This is a genomic window from Marinobacter sp. ES-1 (genome assembly GCF_000475255.1).
GTDB classification, from domain to species: Bacteria; Pseudomonadota; Gammaproteobacteria; order Pseudomonadales; family Oleiphilaceae; genus Marinobacter; species Marinobacter vinifirmus.
The window spans coordinates 156,071-175,511 of sequence record NZ_AXBV01000032.1; the positions used below are offsets into that span (position 1 = coordinate 156,071).

The following is a 19,441-nucleotide window of genomic DNA, read 5'->3' on the forward strand; positions in this document are numbered from 1 at the left end:
CGGACATGCCCCGATTTTTTATCGAACGCCCCATATTTGCCTGGGTCGTCGCCCTGATGCTGATGCTCGGCGGCGGACTGGCAGTAAAGAACCTCGCCGTTAACCAGTTTCCGGATGTCGCCCCGCCGGCGATTGCCTTGTCGGTGAATTACCCCGGCGCTTCCGCCCAGACCGTGCAGGACACGGTGGTCCAGGTGATCGAGCAACAGCTCAACGGCCTGGACGGCTTGCGCTACATCTCCTCCGAGAGCAACTCGGATGGCAGCATGACCATCATTGCCACCTTCGAACAGGGCACCGACCCAGACATCGCCCAGGTGCAGGTGCAAAACAAACTGCAGCTGGCCAACCCGCTGCTGCCCGAAGAAGTGCAGCGTCAAGGCATCCGGGTATCCAAGTACAAGGTGAACTTCTTCACCGTCTTTGCGCTGACCAGCCCTGATGGCAAGTACACCCAGGGCGACCTGGCCGATTACATCGTATCCAACATCCAGGACCCGGTTGCGCGAACCCAGGGCGTCGGTGACTTTCTGCTGTTCGGCTCCCAGTACGCCATGCGCCTGTGGCTCGACCCGGAAAAACTCAACAGCTACCAGCTGACCCCGCAGGACGTGATCAATTCGGTGCGCGCCCAGAACGTGCAGGTCTCTGCCGGCCAGCTCGGTGGCCTGCCCACCGCAGAAGGCGTGCAGCTGCAGGCCACCGTTATCGGCAAGCAGCGCATGAAGACCGCCGAAGAATTCGAAAACATCCTGCTGAAAGTGAACCCGGACGGCTCCCAGGTGCGCCTGGCCGAGGTCGCCGAGGTGAATCTGGGCAACGAGAACTACGCCATCACCGGTAAATACAACGGCGCGCCGGCAGCCGGTATGGCCCTGCGCCTGGCCACCGGCGCCAACCAGCTGGAAACCGCTGGCCGGGTAAAAGAAACCCTGGCAGAACTGGAACGCTTTCTGCCTGAAGGCGTAGAGATCGTCTTCCCCTACGACACCACACCGGTCGTGTCGGCGTCTATCGAGACCGTCGCCATGACGCTGATCGAAGCCGTGGTGCTGGTGTTCCTGGTGATGTTCCTGTTCCTGCAAAGCTGGCGCGCCACCATCATTCCCACACTGGCGGTGCCGGTGGTTCTGCTGGCTACCTTTGGCGTACTGTACGCCTTTGGCTTCACCGTCAACGTGATGACCATGTTTGCCATGGTCCTGGCCATCGGTTTGCTGGTGGACGACGCCATCGTAGTAGTGGAAAACGTCGAGCGACTGATGGAAGAAGAGGGGCTGTCGCCCAAGGAAGCCGCCAAGAAATCCATGGACCAGATCTCCGGCGCACTGCTGGGCATCGGCCTGGTGATTTCGGCGGTGTTCCTGCCCATGGCCTTTTTTGGCGGCGCCACCGGGGTGATCTACCGGCAGTTCTCGGTCACCATCATCTCGGCAATGTCGTTCTCTGTGCTGGTGGCATTTATTTTCACCCCGGCCCTGTGCGCCACCTTGCTGAAACCCGGCGACCAGCACGTCAGGAAAGGCTTTTTCGGCTGGTTTAACCGCACCTTTGACCGCAGCGCAGACCGCTACAAATCAGGCGTCAGTTACCTGATCAAACGTAAGGGCCGCTTCATGGGCGTGTACCTGTTGCTGGTCGTGGCTGTGGGCTTCCTGTTCAAGGGCCTGCCCACCGCGTTCCTGCCGGACGAAGATCAGGGCGTGATGATTGTGATGGTGCAGCTGCCCACCAATGCCACGGGCGAGCGCACCGAAGCCGTACTGGCAGAAGCTGGAAATTATTTGCTGGAAGAAGAGTCCGAGGTGGTCAAGAGCGTGATGTCTGTGCGGGGCTTCAACTTCGCCGGCCGTGGCCAGAACTCCGGTATTCTGTTCGTGGACCTGAAGCCCTTTGCTGACCGGGAAAGCTTTGCCCAGAGCGTGTTCGCCCTCGCGGGTCGCTCCGGGGCAAGGTTCGCCCAGATCAAAGACGCCATCGTGTTCCCGATTGTGCCACCGGCCATTCTGGAGCTCGGCAACGCCACCGGCTTTGACCTCTACCTGAAAGACAACGGAGCTATCGGCCACCACGCCCTGATGGCCGCCACCAATGAGTTTATCAGCAGAGCCAATGCCGCGCCGGAGCTGAACATGGTGCGCCACAACGGCCTGCCGGACGAGCCCCAATACCAGGTGATCATCGATGACGAAAAAGCCCGGCTGTTGCAGGTGTCCATTGCCGACATCAATGCCACCATGTCTGCCGCCTGGGGTTCAAGCTATGTGAACGACTTCCTGCACAACGGCCGGGTGAAGAAAGTCTATGTGCAGGGCAAACCGGATTCACGACTGGCACCGGAAGACTTCGACAAATGGTTTGTGCGCAACGCCCAGGGTGAGATGGTGCCCTTTGCCGCCTTTGCCACTGGCGAGTGGGTGTTCGGTTCGCCGCGCCTGCAGCGGTATCAGGGCGTACCCGCTACGCAAATCCAGGGTGCTCCGGCTAACGGTTACAGTACCGGTGATGCCATGGCCGCACTGGAACGCATTGCCGCCGACCTGCCCCAGGGCCTGGGCCTGGAATACACCGGCCTGTCGTTCGAGGAAAAACAGGCCGGCAACCAGGCGATGATGCTGTATCTGCTGTCGATCCTGGTGGTGTTCCTGTGCCTGGCAGCCCTGTATGAAAGCTGGTCGATTCCGTTTGCGGTGATCATGCTGGTGCCACTGGGTGTGCTTGGCGCGGTCCTGGCCACCATGGCCAGAGGGCTGTCCAACGATGTGTTCTTCCAGGTGGGTATGCTGACCACCATGGGACTGGCCGCCAAGAACGCCATTCTGATCGTGGAATTTGCCCGACAGCTTTATGAGCAGGAAGGCAAGCCGCTGCTGCAGGCCACCGCCGAGGCCGCCCGCCTGCGCCTGCGTCCTATCATCATGACCTCGCTGGCGTTCATCTTCGGGGTACTGCCCATGGCCATCGCCAGTGGTGCCTCCAGCGCCAGCCAGCATGCCATCGGCACCGCGGTGGTCGGTGGCACACTGGCCGCGACCATCCTGGCGATCTTCTTTGTACCGCTGTTCTACGTGTTTGTGGTGGGCCTGACCGGAAAGCGGAAATCCGCTGACGATTAACCGCCCAGCCGCTCAGAGTGATGCCGGGCCAGGAGGGCCCGGTCATCCAGCGATGAAAACACCACCCATAGCCGCCCAACCTGCATGGCTGGCACCGAAACCATAGGCGGCATAGGCCGCAATACCCGCACACATCAACCACGGTAATCTAACCCACACCACCTGGCGTAATTGCAATAGTGACAATGTCCTGTCGCTTTTGTAGCATGCTAATCCAAAACGCCTATTGACTTTAACGAACCCCCCCGGCAGGCGTCCGAAACTACAGGAATCCACTCTAGGAACAGACCTATGCGCACCGCATCCCGTTTTGTCATCGTCATCATTTTCCTTGGTGTCGTCCTTGGCGGCATCTTTGGCTACAAATTCATGCAGTTTGGCCAGATGAAGGAAATGCTGTCACAGCCTCAGCCGCCGGCGATCATTTCCGTGACCAAGGCAACCACCGAAAACTGGCAGCCGGCCATCAAGGCGGTGGGCAGCGTAGAAGCCATTAACGGTATTGAGGTGGCCAACGAGGTGCCGGGAGTGATTCAAAGCATCAGCTTTGAATCCGGCGACACCGTTAAACAGGGAGACGTCCTGGTTCGCCTGGATGCCGCTATCGACGAAGCCGCCCTGCGCACCCGTCGGGCCGAGGCTCAACTGGCGCAGCAGGAGTTCAAGCGGATTTCCGACCTACTGCCGCGGCGCGCCGTGTCCCAGTCCCAGTACGACGAAGCCAAGGCCAACTACGATGCCGCCCGGGCACGGGTGAACGAGGCCGAGGCCCAGCTGAACAAAAAGGTGATCAAGGCCCCGTTCGACGGCAAGCTGGGTATCCGGATGGTGGATCAGGGCCAGTACATTGGCACCGGCACTCCGATCGTCGAGATCAACATGCTGCATCCGATCTACGTGGACTACACCCTGTCCGAGAAATACCTGCCGGATGTCGACCAGGGCTATCCGGTGTCTGTCACTGTAGCCGCAGTGCCTGACCGCACCTTTGAGGGTGACGTCAGCGCCATTAACACCTCGGTGAACCCGGAAACCCGCACCGTGCGCATACGCGCCATCCTGAACAACGAAGATAACCTGCTGCGCCCGGGTATGTTTGCCACTGTCCAGACCGGCCAGCCCCGGGATAACGAAGTGGTCACCCTGCCCCGCGAGGCTATTTCCTATAACACTTACGGCAACTTCGTGTTCGTAGTGGAAGAAAACGATGAAGGCCAGCTGGTGGTCAGCCGCCGCAGCGTCACCACTGGCGAAGTCCGTGAGGGCAGGGCCTCCGTAACGTCCGGCCTCGAATCCGGTGAAACCGTGGTTGCCAAGGGCCTGCTCAGGCTCCGGGCCGGCCAGCGGGTTGAGATTCAGGACGAATCCGGCCAGGAGGCGTCTGAGTAATGAAATTCACCGATATATTTGTCCACCGGCCAGTCCTGGCCACGGTGGTCAGCCTGCTGATCCTGCTGCTCGGTGCCCGGGCCGCCATGGAAATGGAAATCCGCCAGTACCCGAAACTGGAGAGCACCACGGTGACGGTCACCACCGCCTACCCCGGTGCCAGCTCGGACCTGATCAAGGGCTTTATCACCACGCCCCTGCAACAGGCCATTGCCGAAGCCAGCGGTATTGATTACCTGACCTCCACCAGCTCCCAGAGCGTGTCCACCATCCAGGCCAAGATGGTGCTGAACTACGATGCCAACGATGCCCTGGCGGAAATCCAGGCCAAGGTGGCCAGCCAGCGCAACGTGCTGCCGGCAGAAGCCGAAGACCCGGTGATCACCTCCACCACCGGTGACGACACCGCATTGATGTACATCGCCTTCTACAGCACCGAGCTGGATGTACCCCAGATTACCGATTACCTGACCCGTGTTGTTCAGCCCAAGCTGCAGGCACTGTCTGGCGTGGGTAAGGCCCAGCTGCTGGGCCGTACCTTCGCCTTGCGGGTATGGCTGGACCCTGAGCGACTGGCTGCGGTCGATATGACGCCGGTAGAGGTGGCCGCCAAGCTGCGCGCCAACAACTACCAGGCCGCTGTGGGCCAGACCCGGGGCAAGTACACCGAAGTAAGCCTGACAACCGATACCGACATCGCCGATCCTGATGCCTTCCGCAACCTGGTGGTGAAACAGTCCGGCGGCACCCTGATCCGCCTGCAGGACATCGCGCGGGTTGAGCTGGGCTCCCAGAGCTACGACCAACTGGCGCTGTACAAGGGCCAGCCGGCCACCTACGTGGCGATCGAAATGGCGCCCGGAGCCAACCCGCTGACGGTAGCCGGACTGGTGAAAGACGAACTGCCCGACATCGAAAGCCAGCTGCCCAGCGGCCTGAATGTACGCCTGGCCTACGATGCCTCGGACTTTATCGACGACTCCATCAACGAAGTTATCCGTACCCTGATCGAAGCCATGATCATCGTACTGGTGGTGGTGTTCCTGTGCCTGGGCTCAGTACGTGCCTCCGTGGTGCCGTCGGTTGCCGTGCCGCTGTCGCTGATCGGCGGTGCCTTTGTCATGCTGATGTTCGGCTTCTCCCTGAACCTGCTGACCCTGCTGTCCATGGTGCTGGCCATCGGCCTGGTGGTGGATGACGCCATCATCATGGTGGAGAACGTGCACCGGCATATCGAGCAGGGCGAGTCCAGGTTCGAGGCCGCCATTAACGGTGCCCGGGAGATGGCCACCCCCATCATCGCCATGACCACCACCCTGGTGGCGGTGTACGCCCCCATCGGCTTTATGGGTGGCCTGGTTGGCTCACTGTTTACCGAGTTTGCCTTCACCCTGGCCGGCACCGTGGTCATCTCCGGCATCGTGGCCTTGACCCTATCGCCCATGTTGTCCGGCAAGGTGCTCAAGCCACACGGCAACCCGGGCAAGTTCGAGCAACTGGTCGAGAAAACCTTCAACGGCCTGGCCAATGCCTATAAAGCAGCACTGACCTCGCTGATGCAGACCAAGTCTGTGGTGGTGTTCTTCGCTGTGGTGGTGCTGGGTTCCATTTACTTCATGGTGATGATGAGCCAGAACGAACTGGCCCCCACCGAAGACCAGGGCATCCTGTTCTATCAGGGTCTGGGGCCGGAAACGTCCACCCTGGACTACCTCTATGAGCACGGCCAGGAAGTGCAGGACCGCATGGCCACCGTGCCCGGCTACAACGAAGACTTCATGATCCTGGGTGTCACCAGCCCGAACGCCGTGTTTGGCGGCTTCAAGATGTCGCCCTGGAGCGAGCGGGAAATCAGCCAGTTCGAGGCCCAGCCGCTGCTGGATGCCGAGCTGAAGAATGTCACCGGCCTGCAAACCGCGGTGTTTCCGCTGCCGGCCCTGCCGGGCTCCGGCGGTGGCCTGCCGTTCCAGTTTGTGATCACCACCGGCGGCAGCTACGAGCAGCTCGACCAGGTGGCCGATGAACTGCTGGGCAAGGCCATGCAGAGCGGCAACTTCATGTTCCTGAAGAAATCCATCAACTTCGACAAGCCGAGCACCCGCATTAACGTGGACCGTGACCGGGTGGCAGACCTGGGCCTGTCGATGCAGGATGTTGGCCAGTCGCTGGCCAGCATGCTCAGTGGTGGTTACATCAACCGCTTCAACATGGAAGGCCGCTCCTACCAGGTGATTCCACAGGTGGACGACCAGTTCCGCGCCAGCCGTGAAGCACTGGATGACTACTACATCCGCGCCGGCAACGGCGAGCTGGTACCGCTCTCCAGTGTGGTCAGCTTTACCGAGGAAGTGGAACCATCCAACCGCTCCCAGTTCAACCAGCTGAACTCGCTCACGCTCGAAGGGGTGGTCATGCCCGGCGTGGCAGCCGGTACCGCCATGGAGTTCATGGAGCAGACTGCTGGAGAAGTGTTCCCGCAGGGCTTCAGCTTCGACTACACCGGCGAATCACGGCAGCTGGCGACCCAGGGCAGCGCCCTGGTGGTGACCTTCTTCCTGTCCTTGCTGGTGATCTACCTGGTACTGGCGGCGCAGTTCGAAAGCTGGCGCGACCCGATCATCATCCTGGTGTCGGTGCCCATGTCCGTTGCCGGCGCCATGGCGTTCATCGTGCTGGGCTTCGCCAGCATGAACATCTACACCCAGGTGGGCCTGATCACCCTGATTGGTGTGGTGTCGAAGAACGGCATCTTGATTGTGGAATTCGCCAACCAGCTACAGAAAGAGCAAGGCCTGAACAAGGTAGAGGCGGTGATTGAGGCTGCAGCTATTCGCCTGCGGCCGATCATCATGACCTCACTGGCACTGATCTTCGCCATGGTGCCGCTGCTGATCGCGGTGGGCCCCGGCGCCGAAAGCCGGTTTGCCATCGGCCTGACCATCAGTGCCGGCCTGGGCATTGGCACCCTGTTCACCGTGTTCGTATTGCCGGCGTTCTACATCCTGCTCGCCCGTGATCATCACGGCTCCGCCGCTGATGAGCACGAAGATCAGGAAAGTGCCGGCGCCAGCAGCTCCTGAGCCTGCAAACGCCGGCGCCACTGAACCGTTTCGCTGGGCAGCTCTCCGAAGTGTTCCCGGTAGAGCGCCGCGAAACGGCCAAAGTGGCTGAAGCCTTCATCACCTGCGTAGCGGGAGATATGGGGCACTGCGCACTGGCAATCCACCAGCCGCCGGCGCACGCGAATCAGCCGGCAGCGCTGGTAATAGCGGTAGGGTGTCATGCCGGTCTGCCGTTTCATCAGGTAGTAGAGATTACGCTCGCTCACTCCGGCGTGGCTGGATAACTCCTGCAGGTCAAAGGGCCAGTCCGGCTCTGTCCGTATCTTGCTGATGGCCTTGAGTAACCGGCGGTCGGGCTCCGGAATGGCTGTCGTTGCTGAGGCAGCAGCGGTGTTTCCGCAAAGTATCCCGTTGATCTCCTGCAACAGGGTTTCCGCCGCCCGGCATCCGTGATCGTGGTCTTGCAGAAATCCGACCTGGAACAGGAACCCGTGGATACAACGGGTGATCGCATCACCAATGGCCGGGCCTGTATGCGGCGCATCGGGCTGGTCTGCCAGCCGGAGCAGGAGCACACGGCTGTCTGCCGCCACCCTCAGGCTGAAGGTTTGATCAGGCGGAATTACCTGAAACGGAAAGACCGTGGTCGCTGCCTTACCGGCTAACACAACCTCACACCGCCCCTGAACCCGGAACACCAGCAAGGGCGAATCCAGGCAGCAGTGTTTCAGGATGAGGTTCTGGCTGACCGACAAAGCGGCAACCATGCCCGCTCCGACTTCCAGCGCCGACAACGAGCCGGCTTCGGCTTTCGGCCGGGACAAATCGCAAACCAGCCCGGCGCAGCCCAGCAAATCCTGCAGGGCCAGCGTCCACTCCCCGCAGGCGGCGCGGTTCAGGCGAAGGTAAGATTCCAGCTCGGAATTGACGATAAAGTTCTGCATACTACTCAGACAGGTAAAAGGTGAGACTGCTGTTGTAAGCAACATTCCCACAAATCCCTAGCCAGATCTTGCAAAACCCCTGCATTCTTTGTGGTTAATAGGGATTTATTGATGCTTATCAAACTCTCACACAGGCAACATAACAGGACACACCCTTGACCCTCGGAACCCTTTTCTGGCTTTTCGTTGCCGGCTTTCTGGTCTGGTACTGGTGGCAGGCCAAGGCCATCAAAGACTCGGTACTGCAAGCCGCTCACCGTTATTGCAAAAGCATGGACGTGCTTCTGCTCGACGATGCCGTGTACCTGCGGGGCCTGTGGTTCAAGCGGGACTCACAAGGTAGCCTGAGGGTATGGCGCCGGTTCCTGTTCGACTTCGCCACCACCGGTGAGGAACGCTATACCGGCCGGGTGATCATGCTAGGCCGCAAGATCGTGCACATGGAGCTGGACCCACACCGGTTCTGACCGAAGACTGCTTACAATTCGCTACCTGAGAATTCCGAATCCAGGCCCTGTCCGACCGGCCTGAAACATAACTGTCATATTTATGTAGCATCCTTGCGCCAGCACAACTTCTTGTCCTGAATAGGTTTTCTGGCGATGTCTTATTCCGTTTCTGCAGCTTTCAAAGCCGGCGCACTGGCGCTGTTGACTGCCCTGCCCCTGTCTTCCACCCTGGCCCATAACCTGGAAATTCACGGCTCCAACACCGTGGGCGCCACCCTGGCACCCATGCTGGTGACCGGTCACCTGGAACACATCGGTAACGGCACCGTTAAGGCCGAACCCACCGGCGTGGAAAACGAAAAGATTCTGAGCATTGCCAGCGAAGGCGGCACCGTGAGCGTGCTGGTGGCTGCCCACGGTTCCAGCACCGGTTTTCGCACCCTGGCCAGCGGCCAGGCCGGCATCTGGGCGTCCTCGCGGCCGGTGAAACCGGGGGAAGCGCAGCAGGTCAGTGCACAGGCCGACCTGACCGCACTGGAAAGCGAGCACGTAATTGCCATAGATGGCCTGGCCATCCTCGTGCACCCGTCCAACCCCGTCAGCAAGATGAGCATACAAACGCTGGGGCAGATCTTTGCCGGCGAAATCCGCAACTGGTCAGAACTTGGCGGCCCGGACCGCGCCATCAGCCTGTACGCCCGGGACGACCGTTCCGGCACCTGGGATACTTTCAAATCCCTGGTCCTCGGTAAAACCTACACGCTGGACAGCAGCGCAATGCGCTATGAATCCAACGACCAGCTTTCCGACGACGTGTCCCGGGACCCGGGCGGCATCGGTTTCTCCGGCCTGGCCTCGGTGCGCAACAGCAAGCTGCTGGCCATTTCCGACGGCAATGCCCCGGCCCTGAAACCGAACCAGCTCACCGTGGCCAGCGAAGACTACCCGCTGTCACGCCGGCTGTTCATGTACACCATGGGCAACCAGACCCCGGAATTCGCCCGCGGACTGATTGAGTTCGCCCTCGGCAATGAAGGGCAGGCGCTGGTGGCCGAATCCGGCTTTATTTCCCAGAACCCGATTGCGGTAAAGCCGGAGCTTGATAGCTCGGTGCCGGACACCTTCAAACGCCTGACCGCCGAGTATCAGCGCCTGACTGTGAACTTCCGGTTCTCGGAAGGCCGCACCAAGCTGGATAACAAAGCCCAGCGTGACCTGCTGCGGGTGATCGATTACCTGGAACAGCATGGCCGCTCCGCGGACGACCTGTTGCTGATCGGCTTTGCCGACGCCCAGAGCCACGAACTGCGGGCCCAGATGATTTCCGAACTGCGCGCGCTGTCCGTTCGCAAGGCCCTGCACCAGACAGGACTGCCCCGGGTGGCCTACACTGGTTACGGACAATACATGCCTGTCGGTGGCAGCGGTAACCAGAGAAACGGCCGGGTGGAAGTGTGGATCAGGGCGCGATAATTTTCCTATACTGCCATTGTCACCACCAACCAACAGACCGGGACAATGGACATCAAAAACGACCACCGCTTCGCCATCAACCTGAACGTTCGGGGCATCCAGCCCTCCTCTACCCTGCGCATCAACGAGCTGAGCAACCAGCTGCGATCGGAAGGTAAGGACATTATCAAGCTGGGACTGGGCCAGTCTCCGTTCCCGGTGCCGGAACGTGTGGTTAACGCCCTCAAAGAACACGCCCACGAGAAAGACTACCTGCCGGTGAAGGGCCTGAAAGGCCTGCGCCAGGCCATTGCCGGTTACATCAACCGGGCCGAGCGTATGCGTTGTACCTGGGAAGACGTACTAATCGGCCCGGGCTCCAAGGAACTGCTGTTCATCCTGCAGCTGGCCTACTACGGCGACCTGCTGATTCCGCGCCCGAGCTGGGTGTCCTACGCCCCCCAGGCCCGCATCATCGGTCGCTCGGTACACTGGCTGCCCACCCACGCAGAGAACAACTGGCAGCTGACGGCGGAAGAGCTGGACATTATCTGCCGGGACGATCCATCTCGTCCGCGCATCCTGATTCTCAACTACCCGTCCAACCCCACCGGCTGCACCTACACCGACGACCAGTTGCTGGCCATCGCCAACGTGGCCCGCAAGTACAACCTGATCCTGTTGTCGGATGAAATCTACGGTGAAGTGCACTTCGAGGGCCGGCACAAGTCCATTGCGCGCTACTACCCGGAAGGTACCATCATCAGCACCGGCATGAGCAAGTGGCTCGGCGCCGGTGGCTGGCGCCTGGGCACCTTCATCTTCCCGCCGGAACTGCGCCCGTTGCAGGACGCCATGGCGATCATTGCCAGCGAGACCTTCACCTCCACCAGTGCGCCCATCCAGCATGCGGCAATCACGGCATTCGACGGCGGTGAAGACATCGACGAGTACCTGAAACAGTCCCGCCGGGTGCTGAAAGTGGTGGGCGAGTACATGTACTCCCGCCTGAGCGCCATGGGCGCCGTGGTTCGTAAGCCCGAGGGAGCTTTCTACCTGTTCCCGGACTTCTCCGCCTTCAGTGAAAAGCTGGCCCGCAAGGACATCAAAACCTCCCAGGCCTTCTGCACCGCCCTGCTGGAAGACACCGGCGTGGCCATCCTGCCCTCCAGTGATTTCGGCTTTGTGCCCGACCACATGGGCGCACGCCTGGCGTTCGTGGATTTCGACGGCACCCAGGCACTGGAACTGGCCGGCGGAAGCTATGCAGACCAGGAGCTGGGGGAGGACTTCGTCCAGGAAGCCGGCCCGCGCCTGGTACTGGCCATGGACAAGATGGAGAAGTGGCTGAACAGCCTCTGATTCTGTCGTGCTAGACTGGCACCCTCATGTTTTCTGACCGGGGGTGCCATGTCTGACTCTGTTTCTCTGCGCGAAATCACCGATTTTGCCGAAGCCCTGGCTGTTGAAGCCGGCGAACTGATCCGCCACGAGCGTGACCAGAACACCCTTCGCACCGACTACAAACACCAGACCGAGCTGGTCACCCATGCCGATGTGATGGCCGATGAGTTCATCACCAACGCCATCCGCGAGCGCTTCCCGGATCATCGCATCCTGTCTGAAGAAACCATGCCGGACCTGTCCCAGGCCGAGTCCCTGGACACCCCGCTGTGGGTCATCGATCCCATCGACGGCACGGTAAACTACGCTTACGGCCACCCCCAGGTGGCGGTGTCCATTGCCTATGCGGAGCGCGGGCAGGTGCAGGTAGGTGTGGTACACGCGCCCTTCCCCGGCGAAACCTTCCGGGCCACCAAGGGCGAAGGCGCTACCCTGAATGGCCAGCCGATCCGCCACAGCGGCGCCACCGAGCCCCGGCAATCCCTGTTCGCCACCGGTTTTCCCTACACCAAGGACAACCTGGAACCGCTGGTACGCCGGCTGGATGCGATGATCCACCAATGCCGCGACCTGCGCCGCATCGGTTCAGCGGCACTGGATATCTGCTGGGTGGCCTGTGGCCGCCTGGATATCTACTACGAAAACGTCAGCCCCTGGGACTTCGCCGCCGCCCGCCTGATCGCCTGGGAAGCCGGCGCCACGGTGGGCCACTTCGGCGATGTACCCGATGACTACCCGGCCGACCTCTGGGGGCGCGACATCCTCATCTCCGCCCCGGCAATATGGGAGCCGGTTCGCGCCATACTCCGTTCGGCGTCTGGTTACGACTGAGCTTCGGGGCTTGGGAGTTGGGGGCGCCTAGCCTTCGAGTTTGGGGGCATAGTCTTGGTAGCCTTCAGGTTGGGCGGTAGGGCGCTGGCTGGATACCCTTTCCCGAAACCGCTACAAGCACATCCATGTGCGCTTCTCTCCGGCCATCCATGGCCTCCGAAATTTCGGGAAAGGGTATCCAGCCAGCGCCTATCTGACTTCACAGGAATCGCGCCGGAAACACCATCTTCGCTTTATGAGAACGCGAACTTCTGACGTAGCGCAGACTTCGCGCAGTTGGGATCGGCCTCCTGCCGGAGTTAGACCGTTGTGGGTGGGGGTTGCCCTTCGCAGAATTTCGTAGGCCATGGATGGCCGAAGACAAGCGCCACATGGATGTGCCGAAGGAGCGCTTCTGCGAAGGGCAACCCCCACCCACAACACCCCCGACCTCGCAGGCTACCAAGACTATGCCCCCGAAACCTGCAGGCTAGGCGTACCAGAACTCAGCCCCAGACGGCCTCGGCAACCAGGCTCCAGGCCTCGTCGAAGTCGGTGGAGGGCAAACGGGAGAACGAGGAGCGGACGAAGCGCTGGATGCGCCCTTCGAGGAACACCATCACGAAATCGGCACCCCGGGCAGCGCTGGTGCGGGGCCGCAGGCCCTGGCGGATTTCGCCTTCTTTCAGAGCCTGGCGGAATTGGGTTTCCAGGCGTTCGAAAAACTGGGACGCTCGCTTGCGCAGCGACTCGTCTTCGCCCATCAGGGCATCGCCGGTCAGCACGCAGCACAGGCCCGGGTTGCGCTCGGCGAACACCAGTACCAGGTGCACCAGCTGCTGCAAACGCACACGAACGTCTTCCTGCTCCTGCAACACCACCTGGCAACGGGAGAAAACTGCTTCCTCGGCAAACTCGATCAGGGCTTCGAACATTTTGCGTTTGCTGGGGAAGTGCCGATACAGGGCGGCTTCGGTTACACCCACGGTTTTGGCCAGGCCAGCGGTGGTGATCCGGGCCCCGGGGTCTTTTTGCAGCAATTCAACAAGGGCCTGCAGGATGGTGTCCCGCCGGCTGGGTTTTTGAGTGGTCATAATCAGGACTACAGCGCTCTGTTTTTTTTGCCACGGAATCCACGGAAAAACACGGAAAAAACGAAAAGATTTTTTTGCCACGAAATCCACTAAAAAACACGAACAAAGATGACTGATTAGAAAACCAAAAGGCCTTTGGCTTTTATTTCGTGTTCTTTAGTGGATTTCGTGGCAAAACAGTCCTTATCCTTTCATTTTTCCGTGTCCTTCCGTGGATTCCGTGGCTAATTATTAAATCAAAAAAAGGTGCCGTCGATCGGCGACGACGCACTGGCGTACAGCTTCTTCGGCATACGTCCAGCAAGGTAGGCCTCGCGGCCGGCTTCGATGGCCAGGCGCATGGCGTTGGCCATTTTGATCGGGTCTTTGGCCTGGGCGATGGCGGTGTTCATCAGTACGCCGTCGCAGCCCAGTTCCATGGCGATGGTGGCGTCTGAGGCGGTGCCTACGCCCGCATCCACCAGTACCGGCACCTTCGCATTCTCGACAATCAACCGGATGTTGTAGCGGTTCTGGATACCCAGGCCGGAGCCAATGGGAGCACCCAGAGGCATGATGGCAACACAGCCCATTTCTTCCAGGCGCATGGCCAGCAGCGGGTCGTCGGAGCAGTACACCATCACCTTGAAGCCGTCTTTGATCAGCTCTTCGGCGGCCGCCAGGGTTTCCGGCATGTTGGGGTACAGGGTTTTGTGCTCGCCCAGCACTTCCAGCTTCACCAGGTCGTGGCCATCGAGCAGTTCCCGGGCCAGTTTGCAGGTGCGTACCGCGTCTTTGGCGGTGTAGCAGCCGGCCGTGTTCGGCAGAATGGTATAGGCATCCGGGGAAACCACGTCCAGCAGGTTGGGCTCGTCCGGATTCTGGCCGATGTTGGTTCGGCGTACTGCTACAGTCACAATCTCGGCACCGCTGGCTTCAATGGCGTGGCCGGTTTCCATCAGGTCGTGGTATTTGCCGGTGCCTACTAGCAAGCGGGACTGGTACACCTTGCCGGCAATTTCCAGGGGTTTGTCTTCGGGGAGCTGAATCTCTGGTGTGTCTGTCATAACCTGCCTGATTTCTGTCGAAATGAGAGTCGGGAGTGGTCGTTCGCAGCAAGGAGGATTAACCGCCTCCGATGGCGTGTACCACTTCCACACGATCACCTTCGCTGAGGGAAAAGTCCGGGTGCTGGCTGCGGGGTACGATGTCTTCGTTCACTTCCACCGCCACGCGTTTGCCGGCCAGTGCGAGTTGCTCAATCAAGGCGGCAATGGTGGCTCCGCTCGGGAGTTCCATGGCTTCGCCATTAACCTTTACCTGCATGGTTGTGATCACCTTTGTTATTTCTTCAGGGCTGCGATGGCCAACAGTGCCCAGCCCACCATGAAACACAGCCCGCCTGCCGGAGTGACCGGCCCAAGCCAGTGGGCTCCTGTCAGCACCAGCAGGTACAGGCTGCCGCTGAACAGCAGGATGCCCACCAGCCAGAAGCCGCAAGCCACAGCCAGGAGTTTCCGGGGCAGGCCGAGTACCGGCATCAGACTGGCCACGACGAGGATCAGGGCGTGGTACATCTGGTAGCTGACCGCGGTCTGGAACACTTCAAGGCCCCGTTCGCTCACCAGGTTACGCAAGCCGTGGGCACCGAAAGCGCCGGCCATGACCGCCAGCAAACCGGCAACGGCGCCGGCTACCAGTGCCCAGCGTACAATCCGGGTGTTGCTGTCAGCTGCAGTCACAGTGAATTTTCTCTCCGGTATCCAGGTTCATCATGGTCAGGGCACCGCCCCATACGCAGCCGGTGTCCAGGCCGATAAACCGTTCGCTGCCGGTTTTACCTTCCAGGGCCGCCCAGTGGCCGAACACCACGGTTACGTCGTCTTTGCGCGGGTAGGTAAACCAGGGTGCGAAACCTTCCGGGGCGTTGGCAGCCGCTTCCTTGGTGGCCAGTTCCAGGCTGCCATCCTGTGCAATAAAGCGCATACGGGTGAAGTAATTGGTGATCACCCGCCAGCGATCCATGCCGGTGAGGGTATCACACCAGCATTCCGGCTGATTGCCATACATTTGGCTGAAGTATTCGCCAGCATTGTCGCCGCAGATCACCGTTTCCACTTCCCGGGCACAGGCCACGGCCTGTTCCACGTTCCAGATATGAGGCAGGCCGGCGTGGGCCATCAGCAGGTTGCGATCGGCATCGTGCACACACAGGTGTTGCTGGCGCAGCCAGTGAATCAGCCGCTCTTGGTCCGGGGCTTCCAGAATGTCGTGCAGGGTATCTTTCTTCTTCGGGCTGTGGCCACCGAGCGCTACCGCCAGCAGGTGCAGGTCATGGTTACCCAGCACCACCACCGCGGAACTGCCCAGGCTTTCGATGTAGCGCAGGGTTTCCAGCGAGGATGGCCCCCGGTTGATCAGGTCACCGGCCACCCAGAGCCGGTCCCGGGACGGTGAAAAATCCACCTTGGCCAACACATCCCGCAGGCGATCATAGCAACCCTGAATATCGCCGATGGCGTAGTCAGTCATTACTTACCTCGTTGTTCCCCGCCGGCGCAGCTCCGCTGTCCACCAGCAAATCCGCAATCTTTACATAGTCCGCCAGGCTCAGGTTTTCCGGGCGTAGTCCGTCGTTGATGCCGAGGGATTGCAACTGCTCCACCGTTACCATCGCCCCCAACGCCTTGCGCAGCGTTTTGCGGCGGGCATTGAAGGCGGTACGTACCACGGCCTGCAGGGTTTTCAGGTCTTTCGCCGGGTGTGGCAGTTCTTTGTGGGGCACCAGGCGGACAATGGCGGAATCCACCTTCGGGGCCGGGCGGAAGGCGCCGGGGCCGACTTCAAACAGCGGCTGCACCTTGCAGAAATACTGGGCCATGATGCCCAGCCGGCCATAGTTGTTGTCGCCGGGTACCGCCGCCAGCCGCTGGACCACTTCTTTCTGCAGCATGAAGTGCATGTCCTGCACCACGCCACTCTGCTCCAGCAGGTGGAAAATCAGCGGGGTGGAAATGTTGTACGGCAGGTTGCCGACAATGCGCAGGGGGCGGTCGGTCATCAGCTCACGAAAATCGAAGCTCAGGGCGTCGGCCTCGTGAATCTGAAATTCCGGGTAGTTGAAAAACTTGGTGCGCAGCACCGGGATCAGGTCCCGGTCCAGCTCCACTACCTGCAGGCGCGGATTGATCGCCAGGATCTCTTCGGTGATGGCGCCCAGGCCCGGGCCGATCTCGACAATGGCATCGTCCGGCTTGGGGTTGATGGAACGGACAATGCGTTCGATCACGCCCGGATCGTGCAGAAAGTTCTGGCCGAAGCGCTTGCGGGCCTGGTGGCCGTGTTTGTTACTCATGATGATTCTCCGGCCTGTGCGGCCTTGCGGCAGCGGGCCATATGCTCGCCCACCCGAATGGCGGTATGCAGGCTGCCTGCGTCGGCTTTGCCGGTGCCGGCCAGGTCGAGCGCCGTTCCGTGGTCGACCGAGGTGCGGACAATAGGCAACCCGAGGGTGATGTTTACGGCACGGCCAAAGCCCTGGAATTTCAGCACCGGCAGGCCCTGGTCGTGGTACATGGCCAAGACGGCATCGGCATTGTCCAGCCAGTGCGGAGTAAACAGGGTATCCGCCGGCAGCGGCCCGGTCAGCCGTATGCCTTCGGCCCGCAATTGTTCCAGGGTTGGCTCGATCACTTCGATTTCTTCCCGGCCCAGGTGGCCGCCTTCACCGGCGTGGGGGTTCAAGCCCGCCACCAGGATGCGCGGCTGCTCAATGCCGAAGAAGGTTTGCAGGTCGGCATTGAGAATACGGGTTACCTGGGTCAGGCGCTGCGGCGTGATGGCCGCCGATACGTCTTTCAGGGGTAAGTGGGTGGTTACCAACGCTACCCGGAGTTCTTCCGTGGCCAGCATCATCACCACCCGTTCAACGCCACACAGCTCCTGCAGGAATTCGGTGTGGCCGCTGAAGGCAATGCCGGCTTCGTTGATCACGCCCTTGTGCACCGGCGCGGTAACCATGCCGTCAAAGTCGCCGTTCAGGCAGCCACTTGCCGCAACTGTCAAGGTATCCAGCACATACTGGCTGTTGGCGGCATCCAGCTGCCCGGCGACCGTTGACTGGCAACCACCCACATGCCGAACCGACAGGTGTCCGGCCCGGGTTTCCGGCACCATGCCCGGTTGCCAGTCATGAAGCTGGACCTCCAGGCCAAGCGCGCTGGCCCGGGCCTGTAACAACTCGCGGCTGGCAATTACCACCAGCCCAGCGTCCCGGGCTTCGGTGGCCAGCTGCAGGCACAGTTCCGGGCCGATGCCGGCCGGCTCGCCCGCTGTCAGCGCCAGGATGACCGGTGTGCTCATGACGGATCTGCTTCCTCGCTTTGCGGGTTCATATCGGCGAACTCGCCCTTGAACTCCACGAAGGCTTCATCACGGACTTCCCGCAGCCAGTTCTGCAGTTCCTGCTCGAACTTGCGCTGATAGATGGCCTGGCGGGCCTGGGATTCGCGGGCCTCGGCGGTGACATCCTGCTTGCGACGTTCCTGAACCTGCAGAATATGCCAGCCGAACTGGGAGCGCACGGGGCCGTAGATTTCACCTACATCGGCGTCCAGCATGGCCTGCTCAAACTCGGGGACCATCTGGCCCGGGCTCACCCAGTCCAGGTTGCCGCCATCGGAGCCGGATACCGGGTCGTCTGACAGCTCACGGGCCAGTTCCGCAAAGTCGGCACCGTCCTGCAACTGGCGGTAGATATCGCGGATCCGCTGCTCGGCCTGGGCCTCGGTCACCGCTGCGGACGGGCGAACCAGTATGTGGCGAACCTTGTGCTGTTCAATAATCTGCTGCTGCTCACCACCACGCTTGTCCATTACCATCACCAGGTGGAAGCCGCTGTTGTTCTCCAGCACGGCAGACGGCACACCCGGCTCCAGGTCCGGCACCACCGGCGCCACCAGCGACGGCAGCTGGCTTTCAGAGCGCCAGCCCATATCACCACCCTCAAGGGCGTTGCTGGCGTCGGATTCGGCAACAGCCACTTCCCGGAAATCCCGGCCATCCAGGATCTGCTGGCGCAGGTTATCCGCCAGGTTACGGGCCTGGCGCACAGACGCCTCGTTACCCGGCTCGTCTACCTGGATAAAGATATAGGCCAGGCGGTATTCAGCACCATCGCTGCCGGCGCCGGCCTGGGCTTGCAGGTAGTTTTCCACTTCGTTGTCGGTAATGCGCACCCGGTTGCCCACCTGGCGCTGCTGCACCCGGCTGGTGAGCATCTCGTTGCGGATCTGCTCCCGGGCCTGCTGGTAGGTCACACCTTCTTCCGCCAGCTGGCTTTCGAACTGGGCCATGGTCATGCCATTGCTGCGGGCGATATTGGCCAGGGTTTCGTTCAGCTCGTTATCGCTGATGCGCATGCCCATTTTGTCCGCCATCTGCAGCTGGACGGATTCAGCAATCAGCTGTTCCAGTACCCGCTGCTCCAGCATCTGGCGTGGTGGCAGGCCGGTACCCTGGGCACTCAGCCGGCCCACAATGGTGTTCACCCGGGCTTCCAGCTGGGTCTGCAGGATGACATCGTCGTCGACAATGGCGACCACCCTGTCCAGCAGCTTGCGTTCAGCCTGTACCGCCAACGACATGGTCATCATGGCCATGGTCAGCAGCAGGGTCAGTCCGTGGCGTACAGTCGCCTTCATAGTCACCTCTTGGTTTGTGCATTCCGGGTCGTCAGCCAGG

The 19,441-nt window shown here is 60.9% G+C and carries 16 protein-coding genes; 7 read left to right on the top strand and 9 right to left on the bottom strand.

The window, feature by feature from the left end; genetic code table 11:
* The first annotated feature begins 5 nt into the window (after window positions 1-5).
* The 3 genes from Q668_RS04485 to Q668_RS04495 all read left to right on the top strand — a co-directional run bounded on the left by Q668_RS04485 (window position 6) and on the right by Q668_RS04495 (window position 7,585).
* A complete protein-coding gene (locus Q668_RS04485) occupies window positions 6-3,116 on the top strand; it encodes an efflux RND transporter permease subunit (RefSeq protein ID WP_022988414.1) in 3,111 nt (1,036 codons plus the stop codon).
* A 291-nt stretch (window positions 3,117-3,407) separates the two neighbouring features.
* Window positions 3,408-4,505: an efflux RND transporter periplasmic adaptor subunit gene (locus tag Q668_RS04490; RefSeq protein WP_022988415.1), complete on the top strand. Its 1,098-nt coding sequence runs from the start codon at window positions 3,408-3,410 to the stop codon at window positions 4,503-4,505.
* The gene (locus Q668_RS04495) at window positions 4,505-7,585 is read left to right on the top strand and encodes an efflux RND transporter permease subunit (RefSeq protein WP_022988416.1); all 3,081 of its coding nucleotides are present in this window, start codon (window positions 4,505-4,507) and stop codon (window positions 7,583-7,585) included. Before Q668_RS04490 ends, Q668_RS04495 begins: the two co-directional genes overlap by 1 nt.
* Here the strand turns inward: Q668_RS04495 and Q668_RS04500 are convergent.
* Window positions 7,555-8,511: an AraC family transcriptional regulator gene (locus Q668_RS04500; RefSeq protein ID WP_022988417.1), complete on the bottom strand. Its 957-nt coding sequence runs from the start codon at window positions 8,509-8,511 to the stop codon at window positions 7,555-7,557. The genes Q668_RS04495 and Q668_RS04500 overlap by 31 nt on opposite strands.
* A 155-nt stretch (window positions 8,512-8,666) precedes the next feature.
* On the opposite strand from Q668_RS04500, the gene Q668_RS04505 reads away from it, so the two are divergent.
* From Q668_RS04505 to Q668_RS04520, 4 genes are all read left to right on the top strand, one after another.
* Window positions 8,667-8,978: a DUF3301 domain-containing protein gene (locus Q668_RS04505; protein WP_022988418.1), complete on the top strand. Its 312-nt coding sequence runs from the start codon at window positions 8,667-8,669 to the stop codon at window positions 8,976-8,978.
* Between the two features lie 135 nt (window positions 8,979-9,113).
* Window positions 9,114-10,433, top strand: a complete 1,320-nt coding sequence (locus Q668_RS04510) for a substrate-binding domain-containing protein (RefSeq protein WP_022988419.1) — start codon at window positions 9,114-9,116, stop codon at window positions 10,431-10,433.
* A 45-nt stretch (window positions 10,434-10,478) separates the two neighbouring features.
* Window positions 10,479-11,774: a pyridoxal phosphate-dependent aminotransferase gene (locus Q668_RS04515; protein ID WP_022988420.1), complete on the top strand. Its 1,296-nt coding sequence runs from the start codon at window positions 10,479-10,481 to the stop codon at window positions 11,772-11,774.
* A 48-nt stretch (window positions 11,775-11,822) separates the two neighbouring features.
* Entirely contained in the window at window positions 11,823-12,647 is an 825-nt protein-coding gene (locus Q668_RS04520) for an inositol monophosphatase family protein (protein ID WP_022988421.1), read from the top strand.
* A 485-nt stretch (window positions 12,648-13,132) separates the two neighbouring features.
* Here Q668_RS04520 and slmA read toward each other — a convergent pair whose 3' ends face one another.
* The 8 genes from slmA to Q668_RS04560 form a co-directional block, all read right to left on the bottom strand.
* A complete protein-coding gene (slmA, locus tag Q668_RS04525) occupies window positions 13,133-13,720 on the bottom strand; it encodes a nucleoid occlusion factor SlmA (protein ID WP_036219146.1) in 588 nt (195 codons plus the stop codon).
* A 236-nt stretch (window positions 13,721-13,956) separates the two neighbouring features.
* Window positions 13,957-14,766: a thiazole synthase gene (locus Q668_RS04530; RefSeq protein ID WP_022988423.1), complete on the bottom strand. Its 810-nt coding sequence runs from the start codon at window positions 14,764-14,766 to the stop codon at window positions 13,957-13,959.
* Between the two features lie 58 nt (window positions 14,767-14,824).
* A complete protein-coding gene (thiS, locus tag Q668_RS04535) occupies window positions 14,825-15,025 on the bottom strand; it encodes a sulfur carrier protein ThiS (protein WP_036219231.1) in 201 nt (66 codons plus the stop codon).
* Between the two features lie 17 nt (window positions 15,026-15,042).
* Complete coding sequence (locus tag Q668_RS04540) at window positions 15,043-15,441, bottom strand: DUF423 domain-containing protein (protein WP_022988425.1); 399 nt, start codon at window positions 15,439-15,441, stop codon at window positions 15,043-15,045.
* A complete protein-coding gene (locus Q668_RS04545; protein ID WP_022988426.1) occupies window positions 15,428-16,231 on the bottom strand; it encodes a symmetrical bis(5'-nucleosyl)-tetraphosphatase in 804 nt (267 codons plus the stop codon). Before Q668_RS04545 ends, Q668_RS04540 begins: the two co-directional genes overlap by 14 nt.
* Window positions 16,224-17,054 carry a 16S rRNA (adenine(1518)-N(6)/adenine(1519)-N(6))-dimethyltransferase RsmA gene (gene rsmA, locus Q668_RS04550; protein WP_022988427.1) on the bottom strand — a complete coding sequence of 277 codons (831 nt, stop codon included), beginning with the start codon at window positions 17,052-17,054 and terminating at the stop codon, window positions 16,224-16,226. Before rsmA ends, Q668_RS04545 begins: the two co-directional genes overlap by 8 nt.
* A complete protein-coding gene (pdxA, locus tag Q668_RS04555) occupies window positions 17,051-18,061 on the bottom strand; it encodes a 4-hydroxythreonine-4-phosphate dehydrogenase PdxA (RefSeq protein ID WP_022988428.1) in 1,011 nt (336 codons plus the stop codon). Before pdxA ends, rsmA begins: the two co-directional genes overlap by 4 nt.
* Window positions 18,058-19,401 carry a peptidylprolyl isomerase gene (locus Q668_RS04560; RefSeq protein WP_022988429.1) on the bottom strand — a complete coding sequence of 448 codons (1,344 nt, stop codon included), beginning with the start codon at window positions 19,399-19,401 and terminating at the stop codon, window positions 18,058-18,060. Before Q668_RS04560 ends, pdxA begins: the two co-directional genes overlap by 4 nt.
* Between the last annotated feature and the right edge of the window lie 40 nt (window positions 19,402-19,441).